This is a genomic window from Hyalangium versicolor (genome assembly GCF_020103695.1).
GTDB lineage: Bacteria > Myxococcota > Myxococcia > Myxococcales > Myxococcaceae > Hyalangium > Hyalangium versicolor.
Window position 1 is genome coordinate 94,313 of record NZ_JAHXBF010000008.1, and the last position, 16,072, is coordinate 110,384.

The following is a 16,072-nucleotide window of genomic DNA, read 5'->3' on the forward strand; positions in this document are numbered from 1 at the left end:
TCAAGAGGTGAGGCCGAGGTTCGCGTCCGCCGTCTTCTTCTTCGCGGACAGCGGGTGTCCGGAGAGGCTGCGGTGCTTCTCCAGCCCGAGGATGCGGAAGTGGCGGCCCTGCTGGGAGAACTCGTGCTCCAGCTCGTGCAGCCGTTCCATCGTCGTGTGGTCCACCAGCCGCGCGTGGGACAGATCCAGCTCCACATGCCGGGCGCTGCTCTGCTGCAGCAGGTGCTTCTTGATGGTGAGGTAATTGGTGAAGACGGCCGCGTGCCGCACGCGCAGCATCACGCGGTCCTCGGCGTGGTGCGTCTCGATCTCCGGCCGGAACAGGCTGCGCAGCGGCGCGCCGTTGAACAGGTGCACCACCGTCTTCAGCGCGATGCCCGAGGCCACGCCCACCAGCAGGTCCGTGGCCAGCGTCACCACCAGCGTGAAGGAGAAGATGACCAGCTGCTCGGCACCGATGCGGAACGTCTTCACGAACTCGCTCGGAGAGGCCAGCCGCACGCCCGTGAAGATCAGCATGGCGGCCAGCGCGGCCAGCGGGATGCGGTGGATGAGCATGGGCGCGAACGCCACGAAGAGCAGCAGGAACAGGCCGTGGAAGAAGTTGGACAGCCGGCTCTTCGCGCCCGCGTTGATGTTGGCCGAGCTGCGGACGATCTCGGAGATCATCGGCAGGCCGCCCAGCAGCCCGCAGAGGAGGTTGCCCACGCCGGTGGCCAGTAGGTCCTTGTCCAGGTCCGAACGGCGCTTCTGGGGATCCAACATGTCCACGGCCTTGGCGCTCAGCAGCGACTCGATGCTGCCCACCAGGGCGAACATGGCCACGTACTTGAGGGAAGTACCCGAGAGGACACTCGAGAAGTCCGGGAAGGTGATGGCAGAAAGCAGGTTGCCTGGGAGATTGACCAGGAAGCTGGGCCCCACGGTGTAGGCGCTCTGGGACCAGGTGAAGGTGTGCTCATGGTCGAGATCGAAGATCAGCCCCATGGGAATGGCGGCCAGCAGCACCAGCAGCGGCGCCGGGACGCGCTTGAGGGCCGGGATGCGCTGGCTGAGCGCCAGGTGGCCGAAGATCAGCACCAGGCTGACGATCCCGATGAGGCCAATCTCCGGGTTCATCTTCGCCACGCTGTGGGGGATCTCCGCCAGCAGCGCGAAGGGCGTCTTGCTCTGGGGCGTGACGCCCAGCAGCGTGTGCGCCTGCTTGGAGAAGATGATCACTCCGATGGCCGCGAGCATCCCGTGCACCACGGAGGAGGGAAAGAAGTCCCCCAGCTTCCCCGAGCGCAGCACCGCGAAGAGGATCTGCACCACTGCGGCCAGGGTGATGGTGGCCAGTGCACGCCGGTAGCCCAGCTGCATATCGCCCCCGCCCAACTCCTGAACCGCGCCGATGGCGATGGCGATCAGTCCCGCCGCAGGTCCTTTGATCGTCAACCTTGCACTGCCCAGCCAGGTGCAGAGGATGCCACCCACTACGGCGGTGAGGATGCCTGCCACCGGTGGGAAGCCGCTGGCCATCGCGATTCCCAGGCAGAGGGGCATGGCGATGAGGAAGACCAGGAACCCGGAGACGATGTCGCTCTTCCACGCGGGTGCCGCGGAGCTGGCCCGGGTCGCGGAATCAGTCGGTGACTGCATGACTTCTCTACCTCCACACATAGGAGAGCAGACGCGAATGTCAGACAGCGGCGCGCCCGCTCAGGGGGACGCAAGGAGGACGTAACGAAACTTTTTCGGGTTCCCGGAGGATTTGCTGCTTATTCAACGTTCGAGCGGGCAGCCGAACGGAGCCGGCCGCTGAAAGAAAAAACGAGGGAACCGGATTGAATCTCGTTCCATCAAGAGGAGGAGCAGTGATGCAGAGGCTAGAGGGTCGCGATGCGAGCTCGTAACGCCATCGCGGAGGACGGCTCTTCAGACACAGACCCAGGCAAGCAGTCACGAGGGAACGAGGGCCGGGCGCACTTCGAGGACGAAGTGGCGCCGCTCATGCCCCAACTCCACCGGCTCTGCCTGACGCTGTGTCGCGAGAGACAGGAGGCGGAGGATCTGCTCCAGGACGCGCTGGTGCGTGCCTATCTGCATCGAGATTCCTTCCAAGGAAGGGGGTCCCTCCTGGGCTGGTTATGCGGCATCATCCGCAATCAATTCGTCGAGAACCGGCGCGCGGTGGCCCGGCGCCGCTCCTTGTTGGAGACGGTGCTCACGGGGGCTTCCTCGGTGCTCGGCTCGCTCTTCACGGGGGGCGCCGAGCAGCCGGATCCGGAGGTCCAACTGGGACACTCCGAGCAGGCGGCGTTGCTGCTCCGGTGTCTGCACGCATTGCCCGAGAAGTTCCGACTGGTGGTGCTTTTGTGTGACGTCGAGGAGCTGGGATACGAAGAAGTGTCTTCGATCCTGGGCGTGCCGGTGGGGACGGTGAAGAGCCGCCACTTTCGAGGACGCTCCCAGCTGAGCGCCGCCTTCAAGTCCTTTCAGGTTCCAGCACCGCACGAGGAGCGTGCAGAGGAGGAAGTCCGTGAGCTCGCGCGACGACAATAACCTTCCACCCCTGCCGGAGGCTGCCCGCTTCGCCATCTCGGCGTTCCGCACGGAACATCCTTCGCCTCATCATCAGGCGTCCATCCACGCGGCACTTCAGGCGGCGGAAGCCCGGAGGAGGCTCCAACCTGCTCAGCCCGTGAAGGCACCGGAGCATCGAGGACGCTCCCACCGAGGCCTCTGGGTGATGGGGGCTGCGCTGGCGTGCATGCTGGTGACCGTGGGCATGGATGGGTCGGGCGCCTGTAACACGACGCACGCGGTGCGGGAGTCCCTCCCCCAGCGGGAGCTCGCCTTCGAGCTCCCCGAGGGTGGGGGATGGGTGGCCTTGCCGTGGACACTGGCGCGGCACCCCGAGGGCACGGCCCAGGTGATGCTGGAGACGCCGGCCGAGCTGAACTTCCACCAACACTCCGCGCACATGCCCACGGTGCAGCTCGTGAGCTGCGAGGGCGAGCGGTGTCTGCACCAGTTCACCGCCCCCACGGGCAAGGAGGCCGAGCCCCTGCGCGTGCGGATTGCCGATCCCGGGCGCTACGTGTTCAACGTCTCCTACGCCTTGAAGGCGCGGCACATCGAAGAGACCTTCGTGGTGAGGGCGGTGCGATGAGGCTCTCACGGGAGCACTTCCTCGCGGAGCGCGAGCTGCCGGCTCGGGAGTCCCTGCCGGTGGCGGAGGAGCAGGGGACGGGGCCCGTGCTGTGGCTCCGGTTGCTCGTGGCGCTCGCGCGAGCGCTGGTGCTGCTCTTCATGCCGCTGATTGCGTTCGGCCTGGGTGTCGTGGTGGGTCGCCGGTTCGACAATGCCTGGGCCATGCTCGGCACCGTCGCCGTGTGCTTCGTCGCGGGAGGAATCCTGGCTCCCGGCGAGCCGCTGTAGGCCGCCCCTTTACCGCTCCGAGCCTGGGAACTCCCGTGGCTCCAGCACGAACAACGTCCCCGGGCTGTCGAGGAACTTCCGTTCTCTCCAGCGGGGCCCCCGGATCTTCACGTGGCGCCGTTGCCACTCCGCGGTGTGGCCCTTGGCGAAGCGGGCCCCGGTCTTCCTCAGGTATTCCAGCAGGCCGGAGAACAGCTCGAAGGTGTCGTACGCCTCGGTCTCGTTCCGGGCGTGCCACGCCAGATCCGGCAGCCCCATCCTCGGGGCGCCATAGGTCCGCAGCCACACGCCCTCCACTCCAGGCACCTGCAGCTTCACGAAGCCCACATAGAGGGCGGTGAGGGGCATCGTCCGCAGCAGGTCCAGCAGATCCTCGTCCTTGTCTGGGAGGAGCGGGTGCGTCGGGAACGAGGTGTGAGCGCTCTCATTCAGCACGAGGATCGCCCCCTGCTTCGCCAGCGCCACGGCCACCAGCGCCAGCGCCACGTACTGCTCCAGGGGGTCCTGCTCCTCTCCCACGTAGAAGAGCAGAGCGTGCGCGGTGTGGGCCCGGGCCTGGGTTTTCAGCTCCGCCGAGTAGTGGGCCGGCGCAACGCATTGCTCGAGCGTCGGGGTGGGCATGCGCACTCCGAAGAGCACCACCTGCACCGCATGCTTCTCCCAGCGAGCCACGCCGACCTCGGCTCCCATGGCGGTGCTCGCCCGGGAGTCCGGCTCGAAGCGGGCCTGGGACAGTGAGGGGTGGAAGCCTCGAAGTGCCTCCGTCAGTGCCTGGGCATCCAGCCGCAGCTTGCTGGGGAACAGGAGCTGAAGGCTCAACGGGCTCACGCGACGCGGGGGCCCGGACACCTTGTGCCAGCCGAAGAGACGATCGAAGAAGCCCATGCCCGTGCCTGGAGCGCCTGTCCGGAACTCTGGCAGAGACAGGGAGGGTTGAGGAGGGACGCGAGACGATGGCTGCATGCGTCAATCCTCCCGAGCGAGCCGTGGGCTCTCTTCACACACGGACAAGGTTCAGTAGCGGATTCTCGGGGCCGGAGCAAACCCCGGGCTGAGCGGTTCGGGGTTCCCTGGTGCCGGTTCGCTCTTCCGGGCCATCAGTGCTGCTTCATTCCTCTGCGGCCTTTCACTTCGGATCGAACACTGGGATCAGGTGCTCTCCGACAAGCCGGATGCTCTTCATGATGTGCTCGTGGGGCAGGTGGCCAAGTTGTTGGAAGCACATCAGGCGGTCGATACCGATGTCCTGGTAACGCTGCATCTTCTTACGGCACGACGCGACGTCGCCGATGATCACCGAGGCGTCGGCGCTGAGGGTCTCGTACACCTCCTCATTCGAGACTGGCTCGCCCGCCATCATTCGATCGAGCATCAGTGTCAGGGGGCTCTTGGGCAGGGCGGCCTTCTGCGCGGCGAGCCGCGCATACGCGGCGAGTGGGCTGCCCGGGTCTCGCCCGACCGCCGCTGCCATCTCGTCGATCGTGCGCGTCATGATCTCGCGTGCCTCGAAGAACGTGAAGATCATATTGATGTACCAGGCCGCCGCCGCCGCGGCGCCGTGCTCGATGGCCTCGCGCTCGGTCTCCGCGCAGTGCACGAACGTGAACAGCGCGACCTGATTGTTGACGGTCTCGCCCACCGGTTTGCAGCGTTGGATTTCGGCGCGATACACCCCGAGCATCTCCACGATCGCTTGGATGGGCGTCGCTATCGTGGTGAGCAGCACGCCCACGCCGTTGCGTCCGGCCTGCTCGAACCCGCTGGGCGTGACGGCCGCCTGCCACAGCCGCGGGTGGGGCTTCTGCAGCGGCTTGGGGACCACCGTGGCGTCCTTGATCGTGAAGTCAGGGCTGTTCCACGAGAAGCGCTCCTGCGTCCACATCTTCGGGATCATCTCGAAGGCCTGTTGCAGTTGCCGGCGGGCGTCGTCGGCCTCGATGCCGAACACGCGCCACTCGGGGACGGACGCGCGCGCGAGGCCCAGCTCGAGCCGGCCTTCGCTGAGGTGATCGAGAAACGCCGCGCGCTCGGCGATCCGGAGCGGGTGGTTGATCCGGATGGGCGCGAGCACGGCCGAGTGCCCGACACGCATCTGGCGCGTCGAACGCGCGATCGCGGTGAGCATCAGCTCCGGAGCCGAGCTGTAGCTGAACTGGGGCGCGGCGTGGTGCTCGACTTGCCACCAGCAACCGTAGCCGAGTTCGTCCGCGAGCTGCGCCTGGGCGAGTGTCTCGAGGATCAGCGTGTGCTCCTGGCCTTCGCCGAAGAACTGCTTCGGCTTGATCATCTCGCAGAACATGTCGATCTTCATGCGTGAGCCTGCCTCGGTTGGGTGGACGTGGTGGGCATGTTACCAGCTTGGCTGGTGCCGCATGCTCTGCCCGCGACGACGAGAACGCCTCAAGCCCTGCTCGATCAGGGCTTCGCCCGCCTGGGTCTTCAGACGCTTCAGCTCGGCCGCTGCCTCGCTCTTGCCGAATTGTCCCCCGAGCCAACGGCGCAGGTCCGTCTCCAACTCTCCTGCCGTCTGGTAGCGCGCGGCTTTCGAGCGCTGAAGGAGCTTGCTCAGGGGCGTGCGCAGCATCTCGGGCAGGCCCGCCATGACCGCCTCCACGTCTTCTGGCGTGTAGGTCGCCGCACGCCAGATCGTCTGCTCGACCGCGGCGCCACAACCGGCTAGCCGGGCGCGCTTGATCGCACGCTTCACGCGGTCGACCTGCCGCTTGGACAGGGCTGCCTTCGCCGCGTCGGAGACCCCCATATCGGTATCGAGCAGGTTCTTTCCCGTGGCCATTTCGAGCATGACGAGCCCGAGCGCGAAGAGATCCGAGCGTGCGTCCACCCGACCGCCGAGAAGCATCTCCGGCGATGCGAAGTAGGTATCCCCCTTCGGACGACGGACGGTGGAGACGACGCGGCCCGGCAGCGTGGAGAGTGCCAGCCCGAAGTCGGAGACCTGAACCCGGCCTTCCCAATCCACGAAGAAGTGACTCAGATCGATCGCCCGGTGGACGATGCCAAGCGGGTGCCCCTTCTCGTTCTTCGCTGAGTGCGCGTGCTCCAGGGCGCTCGCCACTGCGGCGCCGACATACACCGCGAAGAAGGGCGAGAACCAGCGGTCGCACTGCTGAACGATCCCGAGCAGCTCAGCCAGATCCTGCCCTGTGGGATGGTCGGTGACGACGTACCAGGCTGCTTCGGTCTTGTGCAGCCCGTGAACACGGAGGATGCCGGGGTGCTGAAGGTAGGTCGCGAGCCGCACTTGCTCTTCGAGCTTGGCCCGCGCCTTGGCGACTCGTATCCACTCTGGGTCGTTGCCCAGCCCCACCGCCTTGAGGAGCACCTTCCCTTCAGGGTGCCCTTCTGGCGAGCGACGACGCGCTACAAACAGGCTCAGGCCGTGATGCGCCTCGCCCAGGTCTTCGCGGAACTCGTAGGAAACCCCATCCCCGTCGGAGAACAGAATCGCCCCCTTGGGAAGCTTGAACTCGATGGCCGCCATGCTGGCTCCTCCTGTCGCTCACGCGGGCACCATGCCAGCGCGAGACAAGTCCATCTTACCCAAGAGATGGGGTCAGTGGTGAACGTCGTGCCAGGTTGGATGGGGCTCCGCTCAGGGCCACCAGTCCACGACATATCCAACAGCCTCATTGGGTGCTCTCGCGGCACCGTCTTTCAGCTCGTCGGCCTCGGTTGCGACGATAAAGCAAACGGGTAGCTCGTCCTGCTGCGGCAGCTTGACCCGCTCATACTTTACGAAGATTCGGCCCGGCCTGCCGCTCTCCCGCTTCTCGGGGGAGATGTAGACCTTCCCGCCAAGGAACCGCGTACCTGAAGAGATCTTTTTGGCCTGCGTCGGATCGAGGCCGTCGGGGACAACCCCAACAACGGTGTCGCCCGCGCGATACCAGTGGTCCCCCCAATCGCCGTACCGGTCATCGAGCACAACGCTAAAGCGCTGAGATTCTCCCCAGCGGAGACGCTTGCGCGTTGCGACTGCGCCCTCTGGGCAGGTGAATGGCTCGGGCCTGACCTGGGCTCCGGTGCACCCGGTGGCGAGGGCACACGCGATCGGCACGACTTTGCGCAGGTCCGAGCCGGGGGAGGCCTTCTGCCGACGTGATTGCTTCGGATCTTCGGGTGGCTGAGTCTTCACGGTTGAACCTTCCTCCGGTACGGGGGCGGGTGTTGGCAAGGTGCCCACCACAGGCGCGGGGGCGAGGGGTGACATATCAGGGGCGGGCGCCACGGATGGGTCGACACCTGAGGCGCTCGGCGTACCGGCGGCGATCGGCGTGGCGGGCGGCTCAACCGCATGGGGATGGTCCCAGAGAGCCACGACAGCAGTGAGTACGGCGGCGGCAGCCGCGCCCGCTGCGAGCACCTTCCCCGAGTGGCTGACGCGAGCAAACACCTTGCCGGGCCATGCCCGCAGCTTGCTCGAGCTGGGCTTCCTACCCGCCTGTCCCCTACCTGCGGGTAGCTCGGGCTGGCGCTGCTCTGAGGGAGGATGGGCGGGCGCCATGTAGTCCGCTCCCGGGTGTGCCACGAGTTCCGCCAACTCGCGTTCAAGCACCTCGGTATCCACCGGGCGCCTCTCGGGGTCGCGTGACAGCAGGCTCTCGACGAGGTCGCTCAGCGCTGCGGGAACGCGAGCGTTCAGGCTTCGCGCGGGGGCAGGCGGGTCGAGGGGGCTGTTCAGCGTCTCGCGCGGGCGCGCTTCTGTTGGCCGCGGATCCGTCAGCAATTCGTAGAGCATCGCGCCGAAGGCGAAGATCTCGTCGGCCACCTGGAAGGCGTACCGGGCCCGGTGCTCGTCTCTGTGCTCGCGCAGGAATGTGAATTGCTCAGGCGCGCGGAAACGGTCCGTTCCAGGGGGCAGACCGCTCTCGGTCAGATCCGCCGCTTGTGTGTAGGTAGCACAGGTAAAATCAATGATGATCGGCTCGCCGTCGCTCTTTCGGATCAGGACGTTCACGAGCTTCAAATCCCGGTGAAGGATGCCCTTGCGGTGCATGTACGTCAGGGCGGAGGCAAGCTTCACGAACACGCGCAGAACTTCGTGGAATGTGGGGTGCTTCTTCTCCAACCACTCGCCGAGCGTCCAGCCATCCACGTACTCCAGCGCGACATACACATTGCCAGCTTCCGCATAGCCATACCCGAGCGCCTTGATGATGTTCGGATGGCCCGGCTCCATCAACAGCAGCAGGGCCGTCAATTCACGCATCGCCCGCGCATGAGTCTGCCTTTCGTCGCCGCTGGCATCGCGGTGCCGCGCTACCTTGAGCGCTCGGAGTTGCCCATCCTTCTGCGTGAGGTAGACGACCGCGAAGCCTCCATTGCCGAGTTCCCGCAGGACGTGCCAACCATCAATCACGCTGCCGGAAGGCAGCCTGAGAAGAGTCTTCATGGCTTGTCCTCCGCTACGGGCCTGGGAAGGTTCGCACGCGGAATCACCAGGCTCCGCCCATCAGCCCCGCGCACTTTCAGCGAGAAGACAAGTCCTGCGCTTGGGGGCGGCTCGTCTGCGACGACGAGAACCCGCAGTCGATCCCCGGGGGCACTCGGCTCTTCTTGAACGGTTACGACACGTGCCTGCAGCGTGACTCCATTCTTGCCGCTCAACGTCGCGTCAAGTGGCGAAAAGAGCGGGTGGCCGGGAGCATTGCGGATCGTCACGTCGAAGAGCACCCACCCGTTGCCGCGATAGGAGACGCCCTCTTTCATTTCCAGCCCCTGTCCACTGTCCACTGCGTGTTCAATGGATGCGGTCTGAACGCCGCGCTTGTTCACGTACTCCTTCAGCACAAAATCTTCCGGCAAGGGGGCAGTGCGCTGCACTTCGGCCGGGCAGGGCGCGTGTGGCAGCTCGGGTCGCGCCACGTCGATCCGCGTGTCCACCGCGGCCGGGTCCATGACGAGCACGAACGCAGCCCGAGCGGGCGCCTTTCCATCCGCGAAGAAGACCTCGAGCTCGTGCCGCTCGCCGGCTTGGTAGTCCTCCGTGGCTTGAACCACGATCGAGCGCTCGCCCACGTCCAGAACCCGAATCCGGGATTCATCGACCGAGAGAGTTTTCTTGAGGATCAGCGTGGGGAACCACAGGAACGTGAGCGTGTCCGGTGCGACGTGGAGCTCGGGCAGAGGCTCGGCAGGTGAGCCGGCGACTGTGACCGCCCGTTCTCGCTTCGCCCGACTCACTTCCGTCTCTCCTCGCGCGACGGTGCTCACAAGGAGCAGGAGCGCAAGGGCCAATCTATCAGGTTGGGACAAAGGTGCGTGACCTCCTGGATTGAGCACGCTACCATCGCCCGTGCCTGCACAGGGGGCTCAGCCGCTTGGCCTGGCTTCTCCCAGAGCTGCTCGCCGGGCTCCAGCGAGCGGCTCGCGCCGACCGGATCGCCCAGCGCTTGCCCACGCTCAGTGAACCAGGAACCGACACTCACAGGAAGTGGCGTCGACGATTCCGTGAGGAGTCCCCGGTCGCTTCTCCAGACACCACGGGCACGCGAGCTGAGTGGACGCGGGCCGCAGCATGGTGCTGAGGAACAGATGGAGGCAGCCCGCGCAGCGGGCATAGCCCGGGCGCGGAGTCGACAGGGTATTGCTCGGTGCGCGATCCACACCTCCACGTGCCGTTAACGCATGATCACCCCCACGTTTCCAACCTGCACCACCGGCACCCGCACTGGAAGTCGTGAACGCGCCCGGGCAGGTCTCCTTACGGCCAGAGGTCAGTCACCTCGCTACGGAGCGACCCAGATTCCGGCGATGCCCTCGTTCTCCCTGGCGCCCCCCGTCGTGTCGACGACCACGGACCGGATGCGCTTGGACGCCTGGATGCCGACGAACTCGAAGGCGTTGGGCGCCGTGTCCAGGAGCGTGTCGTCGAGGACTTCCTGGGTGCCATCCGTGAACGTGAGGGTCACCTTGTGTTGCGCCCACTGGTTGGTGAGCAGCTCGAGGCCCACGGCGGAGACGGGATGCAAGAAAGCCAGCTCGAAGTCGTCCTCGCCGCTAACGGTGATGGTGGGCTTCACCGGGGAGGGATGGGTGTTGTTGTGATTCCATCCTGGCCCGATGAAGCAGAACCACTGGGTGGTGGCGACGCTCGACGCCTGGAGGTTGAGCGTGGGCGCGCTGGCTCCCCACGGCAGGTCGATTCCCGACGGCCCCCGGGTGCAGCTCGAAGCCGCGCCGGATGGATGGTCCGGGTACGCCTCGTACGCGGACCCCGGGAACGTCACCAGCGCGGCGCCGGTCGCGGTGGTGAAGTCCGTCTGCTGGGTGAAGATCTGGGACAGGCCGTCCCGACGCGCGGTGAGCGGCGTCTCCCGCTGCGGCTCTTCCGGCGCCGGCCCTCCGCAGGACAGGAGGGTTCCACAGCCCAACAGCCACAGCGTCGGCCAGCTCATGCGCATCGTCACATCTCCCAGTGAACGGTTCACGCGCGAGTATGAGGTCACGCACACTCCGGGAGAAGGAGTCATTTTTTTCTACACGTGACCGATGAGTTCGGTGCCCCATTGGCGTTAGTAGGGCCGCAGCACTCAACCCATGGAGGCACACGTGTCAGCCAGCGGCTCCCGGATGTTGTTCGTCAACCTCCCCGTCAAGAACCTGAAGCGGTCCGTCGAGTTCTTCACCCGGCTCGGCTTCAAGTTCAACCCGCAGTTCACCGATGACAAGGCGACCTGCATGATCATCAGTGAGCAGGCGTTCGTGATGCTCCTCGTCGAGGACCGCTTCAAGGACTTCGCCAAGAAGCCGATCAGTGACGCCAACTCGCAGACCGAGGGCATCTTCGCGCTGTCCGCCAGCAGCCGCGCCGAGGTGGACGAGCTGGTGAAGACCGCGCTCGCCGCTGGAGGGAAGCCCGCGGCCGACCCCATGGACCACGGCTTCATGTACGGCTGGAGCTTCTTCGACGTCGACGGGCACCACTGGGAAGTGATGTGGATGGACCCGTCCCACGTCCAGAAGTAAGGGCCAGGGTGTGCAGTTGCGCGCGGGCTGCGCCTCCATTACTGTGAGTCGCACTTCCTGCGTTCTCGCAGTCGGTCTCGCCAGCCGGTCCCAACTCGGCCTCTCCAGTGTCTTCGCTTCCACCTCTGGTGTGGTCCTCGCGCGAGAGCATCCGCGCGCAGTTGCTCTCCCTCCTGAACGCGACACCTCCAGCGCAGATCGTCTTGAGGTGTCGAATCGTCTGGTTGCTCGGCATCTTCGGAGGCGCCGAGCTGCTTCCCTTCCTACGGGCCCTGCTCTTCGACCCGCGAACGGGCTACAGCCTCCGAGAGACAGTGCTGCTCGTCCTGTCGAAGTACGGCCTGCGGCTCTCGAGTCAGGAGCTCGTTCAGCTCAGCCAAAGGCGCCCCCATCTCTTCGACCCTGGCTCCTCACTGGAATACCTCCTCACCTGCGCGAGGCTCGAGGACTTCGGAGCGGCCATGGAGGAGGTGCTCCTTCGGATGTCCCCTGGCGACCTGGCTGGCATCCTCACCGCCACTGGCCTTGCACCTCAACCCCCGGAGCTCATGGAGTGGCTGTACGCGCGCTGGTACGAGTCCGATCGCCACCTCCGCAACCTCCAAGTGGCGCTCGCCCACTGTGAGCGGCCGGGGGCCTGGGACCTCGTCACCGAGTGGACCCGGGAGATGACCGCCGAGGAACTGGGGCAGGTCTTTCACCGTGAAGGGAGACCGTTCCGCGATGAACTGGCGCGGCTCGCAAGCGCCTCTCCCGCACTTCACCATCGAGCCGCCGAAGGGCTCCTGCTGCCCCTGCGAGAGTTGCTGGCCCACTTCGGCGAGGACGGGCTGCTGCGCCGCCTCGACCGTGTCGTGCGGGCAAAGAGCGCCGACTGCACCTTGCCCCATGGCATCCTGAATCATCCCCCGGCCTTCCGTTCGGCCGTGGACTTGCTCTGTGAATGGGAAGGGGCCCGGCGGCTGTTGTATCAGCTCCTTGGCGATGTCGAGGTGGCGCTGGAGGTTCGTGGCAAACTGCTCGAAAGACTCTGCGACCACGATCGTGCTGCCGCCGTCCGCTGGGCACTCGTCGCGGCGAATTCTCCCGACAACGCGTCGCTCGTCCGCATCGTCCTCCGGTATGTCTCGTCCCGCTCGCCGTCGCCTGAAGACCGTTCCCTCTGCCTGGTCGCGCTGAGAGGCTCGGATGAGGAGGCGCAGGGCCTCGCCCTCTTGGGGTTGCTCGAACTCGGCGAATCCGGTGCGGGCTGGTACGACCGGCTCATCTCTTTGTCCAGCGCGAGTGATCCCACGGTCCGCCTCCGAGCGCTCGCGGGTCTCGTTCAGCAGGGCCGAAGCGAGTGGCTGGCGCCGCTCCGGCAGATGGCCCTCGAAGGCCCCAACCGATGGGTGCGCGCCGAGGCACTTCGTTGGCTCGGCATGTTGGATGGGGAAGCCAGCAGGCCCCTGTTCATGAAGGTGCTCGCCAGCGCCTCTGCCTATTTTTCTGACGATGCTCGCGCCGTCTTTGCTGAAGCCGAGGAAGCAGTTCGGGCGCTCTCCCGGCGGGGTGCGGACGAAGACCTCTCCGCCCTGTTGGATGCGTTCGTGGGCGGTTGCCGCTCCGAGATCCTTGATCAGCAGTTGGAGTATCACCTGGTGCGGCGGGAGGGACACTCGGGCACCGATATGCCTCCTCGAGGGTCACATGATTGGCGTGCTCGAGCCAGGACTCCGCTCCTCTTGCTCGGCGTGACCGGCCCGCTCCCTACCATCGCGGCGGAGATTGAACGGTATCTCCGCACCGGTTGCTATGACAGCAACTGCGAGGTGTGGGAGGGGGGGGACTACGGAAAGAGCCATCAGCGCTCTCACGAAGGCCTACGAGCACCTCTCATCCGCGAGGTGCGCAGCCGCGCCGGACATCGCGCGCCTCGGTCGCTCCCGCGCGAGGAGACCGCGACGCTCGCGCGGCAAAAGATCGAGCCGATGGTGCGCGGCTGGTTCCCTCGAGAGGAGCAGGAGGAAGTGCTGTCGGCCCTCGAGCAGTCCGTGGTCTTCGTCGACGGTGAGAACATCGAGCAGCTTTTGTGGGATTGCCACTTCCACACCGAAGCCTGGGTTCTTGCGAACCGCTACCTCGTGAGCGTGGGCGCGGAGCCGCTCGGCGAGTTCAGCTTTATAGGCCCGGTCGTCTACACGGACGACTGCCGAATCTACGTACTCCCGCGCTATCTCGTCGAGAAGGCTGCCTTCGCGGATGCCCTCGTCTACGAGGCGGCCCTTGACCTCCTCTTCCGTCGCTTCGGAGACGACGGCGATGGGTCGAAGTTCGAGGTCTTTGGCCGCTCGTGCGAGGTTTATGCGTGCATCCTCGCGCGCGCGGGGACCGCGGCGGAACGAATGCAGCTTGCGCGGGAGTACGGGGCCAGACCGCACATCTCGGGCAAGCGCGTGGACCCGAGGGAAGTGGCCGAAATCGTCCGGGAGGCCGTGGCGGCCACGAACGGTTGGGAGGTCATCCTCGCTCGCCACGCTGTGGTTCGGTTGCAGAGGGGGAGCGGCGCGTCGCTCACAGCGTTCCGCGCAGCGCTGGCGATCGCCGAGCGCCTTGTCCAGCAAGACCCGAGTCATTCCGAGTGGCAGCGCGACCTCCTCCTGAGCCACGACAAGGTGGGGAATGTCCTACGCTCCCGGGGCGACACGGAGGGCGCTCTGCGTTGCTTCCAGGCCGCGTTGTCGATTGCCGAGCGCCTGAACCAGCAGGACCCGGGCAATTCCCAGTGGCAGCACGACCTCTGCGTCAGCCAGAGAAAGGTGGGAGGCGTCCTGCTCTTGGCGGGCGACACGGAGGGATCCCTGCGCTGCTTCCGGGTCTCACTGGCGATCGCCGAGAGCCTTGCTCAGCAGGTCCCAGACAACACCCAGTGGCAGCGTGATCTCAGCCTCAGCCATGACCGGGTCGGTGAGGTCCTGTTCGAGCAGGGCGACACGGAGGGAGCCCTCCGTTGCTTCCAGGCCGCGTTGTCGATTGCCGAGCGCCTGACCCAACGAGATCCACGCAACACCCAATGGCAGCGTGACCTCTCCTTGAGCCATGACCAGGTCGGTGAGGTCCTGCTCGAGCAGGGCGACAGGGAGGGCGCCCTGCGCTGCTTCCAGGCCTCGCTGCTCATTGCCCAGCATCTTGCCCAACTGGACCCGGACAATTCCGAGTGGCAGCGTGACCTCTTCGTCTGCCATGAGCAGGCTGGGGACATCCTGCTCACGCAAGGCGACACCGAGGGAGCCCTGCGCTCCTTCAAGGCCATGCTGCCTATCGCCGAGAGCTTTGCCGAGCCACAGGACATCGCCCTGTCGTGCTTGAAGCTCGCTCGAGTCAGTGGACCCTCCGAAGCGCGCCCGCTACTCGAACGCGCCCGCGTCCTCCTCCTCGAGCTCGCGGCGGCCTCCCGCCTGACCCACGAGCAGGAGCAGTGGCTCGCCGCCGTCAATGATGGCCTGGCATCAATCCCTGGTGGCTCGAAGACATGATGCGCGGCCGATCGTCCCGGCGAGAAAGCTTCGACCCGGTCAAGCCAGGTCGTGCTCCCGTCGTGCTATCCTCGAGCCAGTTCGTGACTCTCGGGAGACGGCATGGGCACCACCCTCCGGCAGCTCGCGCGATTCGCCCTGTGTCTCTCCATCCCCGTACTGAGTTCCTGTTCAGCCCCTAGCCAGGCACTTCAGTACGAGAAGGAGATGGTGGTGGGTATCACCGGGGGAGTCTCGTGTGGCACCGCCCCGGGGCTCGAGGCGGTGGGTGCTCTGGTTCGGCGGGACCATAAGGTTTTCTGCTCGGCAACCCTGATCGCGGAGGACACAGTTCTCACCGCGGCCCACTGCATCGAAGATGAAGACCTTGCAGAGCTCTCCTTCAGGATGGGGGAGGAACCGACGGCCCCCTACTTCCCCGTTGCAAGCGCGAGCCCCCACCCGAGGTACGCGAAGAGCAAGCTCGGTTCCTACGATCTCGCTGTTCTCCATCTTCGCGCACCCGTGCCCGGCGTCACGCCGCTGCCCTACCGGAAGGCCTCGCTGCCAGTTTATTTCCGAGGCCGGCTGACCTTCGTTGGGTTCGGAGACGCCGATGGCGTGGCGAAAACGGGCGCGGGCATTAAGCGATGCCTGCGGCTCTACATCAGCCGGGTCAACGACTTCACCTTCGAGAACAACACTCTTGGGCATGACACGTGCCACGGTGACTCCGGGGGGCCCGTACTCGATTACAAAGACGGCAAGTGGGAGATCGTGGGGGTCATCGCGGCCGGCGACGGCCAGTGCAGGCGGTTCGGTCTCAGCGCCAGGGTGGACGTGGCCTCGGAGTGGATCGCCAGGACTGCCTCCCCTCAGCAAGCCGCTGCCGGCCTGAACTCCTCCGAGCCAGCGGCGGATGCCGACGGTGGGCGTCTACATCCGCTCGAGGTTGCTCTCGAGTTTGTCACGATCAAGTGAGGGGGAGGGTTATCATCTCGGTCATTCGCACGGATCCGGCAGCATCCCCATCGCTCTCGCAGGAACTCCTGACGCTCCTGCGCTGTCCCGTGGATGGAGCACCCCTGGAGCACGCGAGCTCGCCGGGGGTGGCGTCGTGCACCCGCTGCGGTCACGCGGCTCGGTGGCGCGGCGGTGTCCTCGAC

Annotated in this window: 13 protein-coding genes; 6 read left to right on the plus strand and 7 right to left on the minus strand. The window is 65.9% G+C overall.

Features of this window, described 5'->3' with window-relative positions; genetic code table 11:
• Positions 1 to 1,641, minus strand: a complete 1,641-nt coding sequence (locus KY501_RS18100; protein ID WP_224364431.1) for a SulP family inorganic anion transporter — start codon at positions 1,639 to 1,641, stop codon at positions 1 to 3.
• 240 nt (positions 1,642 to 1,881) lie between these two features.
• On the opposite strand from KY501_RS18100, the gene KY501_RS18105 reads away from it, so the two are divergent.
• The 3 genes from KY501_RS18105 to KY501_RS18115 are packed head-to-tail and all read left to right on the plus strand — an operon-like array spanning position 1,882 to position 3,423.
• Positions 1,882 to 2,544, plus strand: a complete 663-nt coding sequence (locus tag KY501_RS18105; RefSeq protein ID WP_224364432.1) for an RNA polymerase sigma factor — start codon at positions 1,882 to 1,884, stop codon at positions 2,542 to 2,544.
• Complete coding sequence (locus tag KY501_RS18110) at positions 2,522 to 3,154, plus strand: hypothetical protein (RefSeq protein ID WP_224364433.1); 633 nt, start codon at positions 2,522 to 2,524, stop codon at positions 3,152 to 3,154. The genes KY501_RS18105 and KY501_RS18110 overlap by 23 nt, the downstream gene beginning before the upstream one ends.
• Entirely contained in the window at positions 3,151 to 3,423 is a 273-nt protein-coding gene (locus KY501_RS18115; RefSeq protein WP_224364434.1) for a hypothetical protein, read from the plus strand. The genes KY501_RS18110 and KY501_RS18115 overlap by 4 nt, the downstream gene beginning before the upstream one ends.
• Positions 3,424 to 3,432: 9 nt before the next feature.
• Here KY501_RS18115 and KY501_RS18120 read toward each other — a convergent pair whose 3' ends face one another.
• From KY501_RS18120 to KY501_RS18145, 6 genes are all read right to left on the minus strand, one after another.
• Positions 3,433 to 4,386: a hypothetical protein gene (locus KY501_RS18120; protein ID WP_224364435.1), complete on the minus strand. Its 954-nt coding sequence runs from the start codon at positions 4,384 to 4,386 to the stop codon at positions 3,433 to 3,435.
• Positions 4,387 to 4,549: 163 nt separating this feature from the next.
• Positions 4,550 to 5,734, minus strand: coding sequence for an LLM class flavin-dependent oxidoreductase (locus KY501_RS18125; protein ID WP_224364436.1), 1,185 nt, complete (start codon positions 5,732 to 5,734; stop codon positions 4,550 to 4,552).
• Positions 5,735 to 5,773: 39 nt separating this feature from the next.
• Positions 5,774 to 6,925 (minus strand): serine/threonine protein kinase, encoded by a 1,152-nt coding sequence (locus KY501_RS18130; RefSeq protein WP_224364437.1) that lies wholly within the window; start codon positions 6,923 to 6,925, stop codon positions 5,774 to 5,776.
• Between the two features lie 111 nt (positions 6,926 to 7,036).
• Positions 7,037 to 8,836 carry a serine/threonine protein kinase gene (locus KY501_RS18135; protein WP_224364438.1) on the minus strand — a complete coding sequence of 600 codons (1,800 nt, stop codon included), beginning with the start codon at positions 8,834 to 8,836 and terminating at the stop codon, positions 7,037 to 7,039.
• Entirely contained in the window at positions 8,833 to 9,726 is an 894-nt protein-coding gene (locus KY501_RS18140) for a DUF2381 family protein (protein ID WP_309242972.1), read from the minus strand. Before KY501_RS18140 ends, KY501_RS18135 begins: the two co-directional genes overlap by 4 nt.
• Positions 9,727 to 10,172: 446 nt before the next feature.
• The gene (locus KY501_RS18145; RefSeq protein ID WP_224364439.1) at positions 10,173 to 10,892 is read right to left on the minus strand and encodes a hypothetical protein; all 720 of its coding nucleotides are present in this window, start codon (positions 10,890 to 10,892) and stop codon (positions 10,173 to 10,175) included.
• A 103-nt stretch (positions 10,893 to 10,995) separates the two neighbouring features.
• Between KY501_RS18145 and KY501_RS18150 the strand changes: the two genes are divergently transcribed.
• The 3 genes from KY501_RS18150 (at position 10,996) to KY501_RS18160 (ending at position 15,887) form a co-directional block, all read left to right on the plus strand.
• On the plus strand, positions 10,996 to 11,412 hold the full coding sequence (locus KY501_RS18150; RefSeq protein WP_309242973.1) for a VOC family protein: 417 nt from the start codon (positions 10,996 to 10,998) through the stop codon (positions 11,410 to 11,412).
• A 203-nt stretch (positions 11,413 to 11,615) separates the two neighbouring features.
• Positions 11,616 to 14,927 carry a HEAT repeat domain-containing protein gene (locus KY501_RS18155; RefSeq protein ID WP_224364440.1) on the plus strand — a complete coding sequence of 1,104 codons (3,312 nt, stop codon included), beginning with the start codon at positions 11,616 to 11,618 and terminating at the stop codon, positions 14,925 to 14,927.
• A gap of 102 nt (positions 14,928 to 15,029) precedes the next feature.
• A complete protein-coding gene (locus tag KY501_RS18160) occupies positions 15,030 to 15,887 on the plus strand; it encodes a S1 family peptidase (protein ID WP_224364441.1) in 858 nt (285 codons plus the stop codon).
• Positions 15,888 to 16,072 lie beyond the last annotated feature (185 nt).

Bases quoted from the DNA above. Each gene is read 5' to 3' on its own strand.
- KY501_RS18100 (WP_224364431.1), bottom strand. From the start codon at position 1,641: ATGCAGTCACCGACTGATTCCGCGACCCGGGCCAGCTCCGCGGCACCC.
- KY501_RS18105 (WP_224364432.1), top strand. From the start codon at position 1,882: ATGCGAGCTCGTAACGCCATCGCGGAGGACGGCTCTTCAGACACAGAC.
- KY501_RS18115 (WP_224364434.1), top strand. From the start codon at position 3,151: ATGAGGCTCTCACGGGAGCACTTCCTCGCGGAGCGCGAGCTGCCGGCT.
- KY501_RS18120 (WP_224364435.1), bottom strand. From the start codon at position 4,386: ATGCAGCCATCGTCTCGCGTCCCTCCTCAACCCTCCCTGTCTCTGCCA.
- KY501_RS18125 (WP_224364436.1), bottom strand. From the start codon at position 5,734: ATGAAGATCGACATGTTCTGCGAGATGATCAAGCCGAAGCAGTTCTTC.
- KY501_RS18130 (WP_224364437.1), bottom strand. From the start codon at position 6,925: ATGGCGGCCATCGAGTTCAAGCTTCCCAAGGGGGCGATTCTGTTCTCC.
- KY501_RS18135 (WP_224364438.1), bottom strand. From the start codon at position 8,836: ATGAAGACTCTTCTCAGGCTGCCTTCCGGCAGCGTGATTGATGGTTGG.
- KY501_RS18160 (WP_224364441.1), top strand. From the start codon at position 15,030: ATGGGCACCACCCTCCGGCAGCTCGCGCGATTCGCCCTGTGTCTCTCC.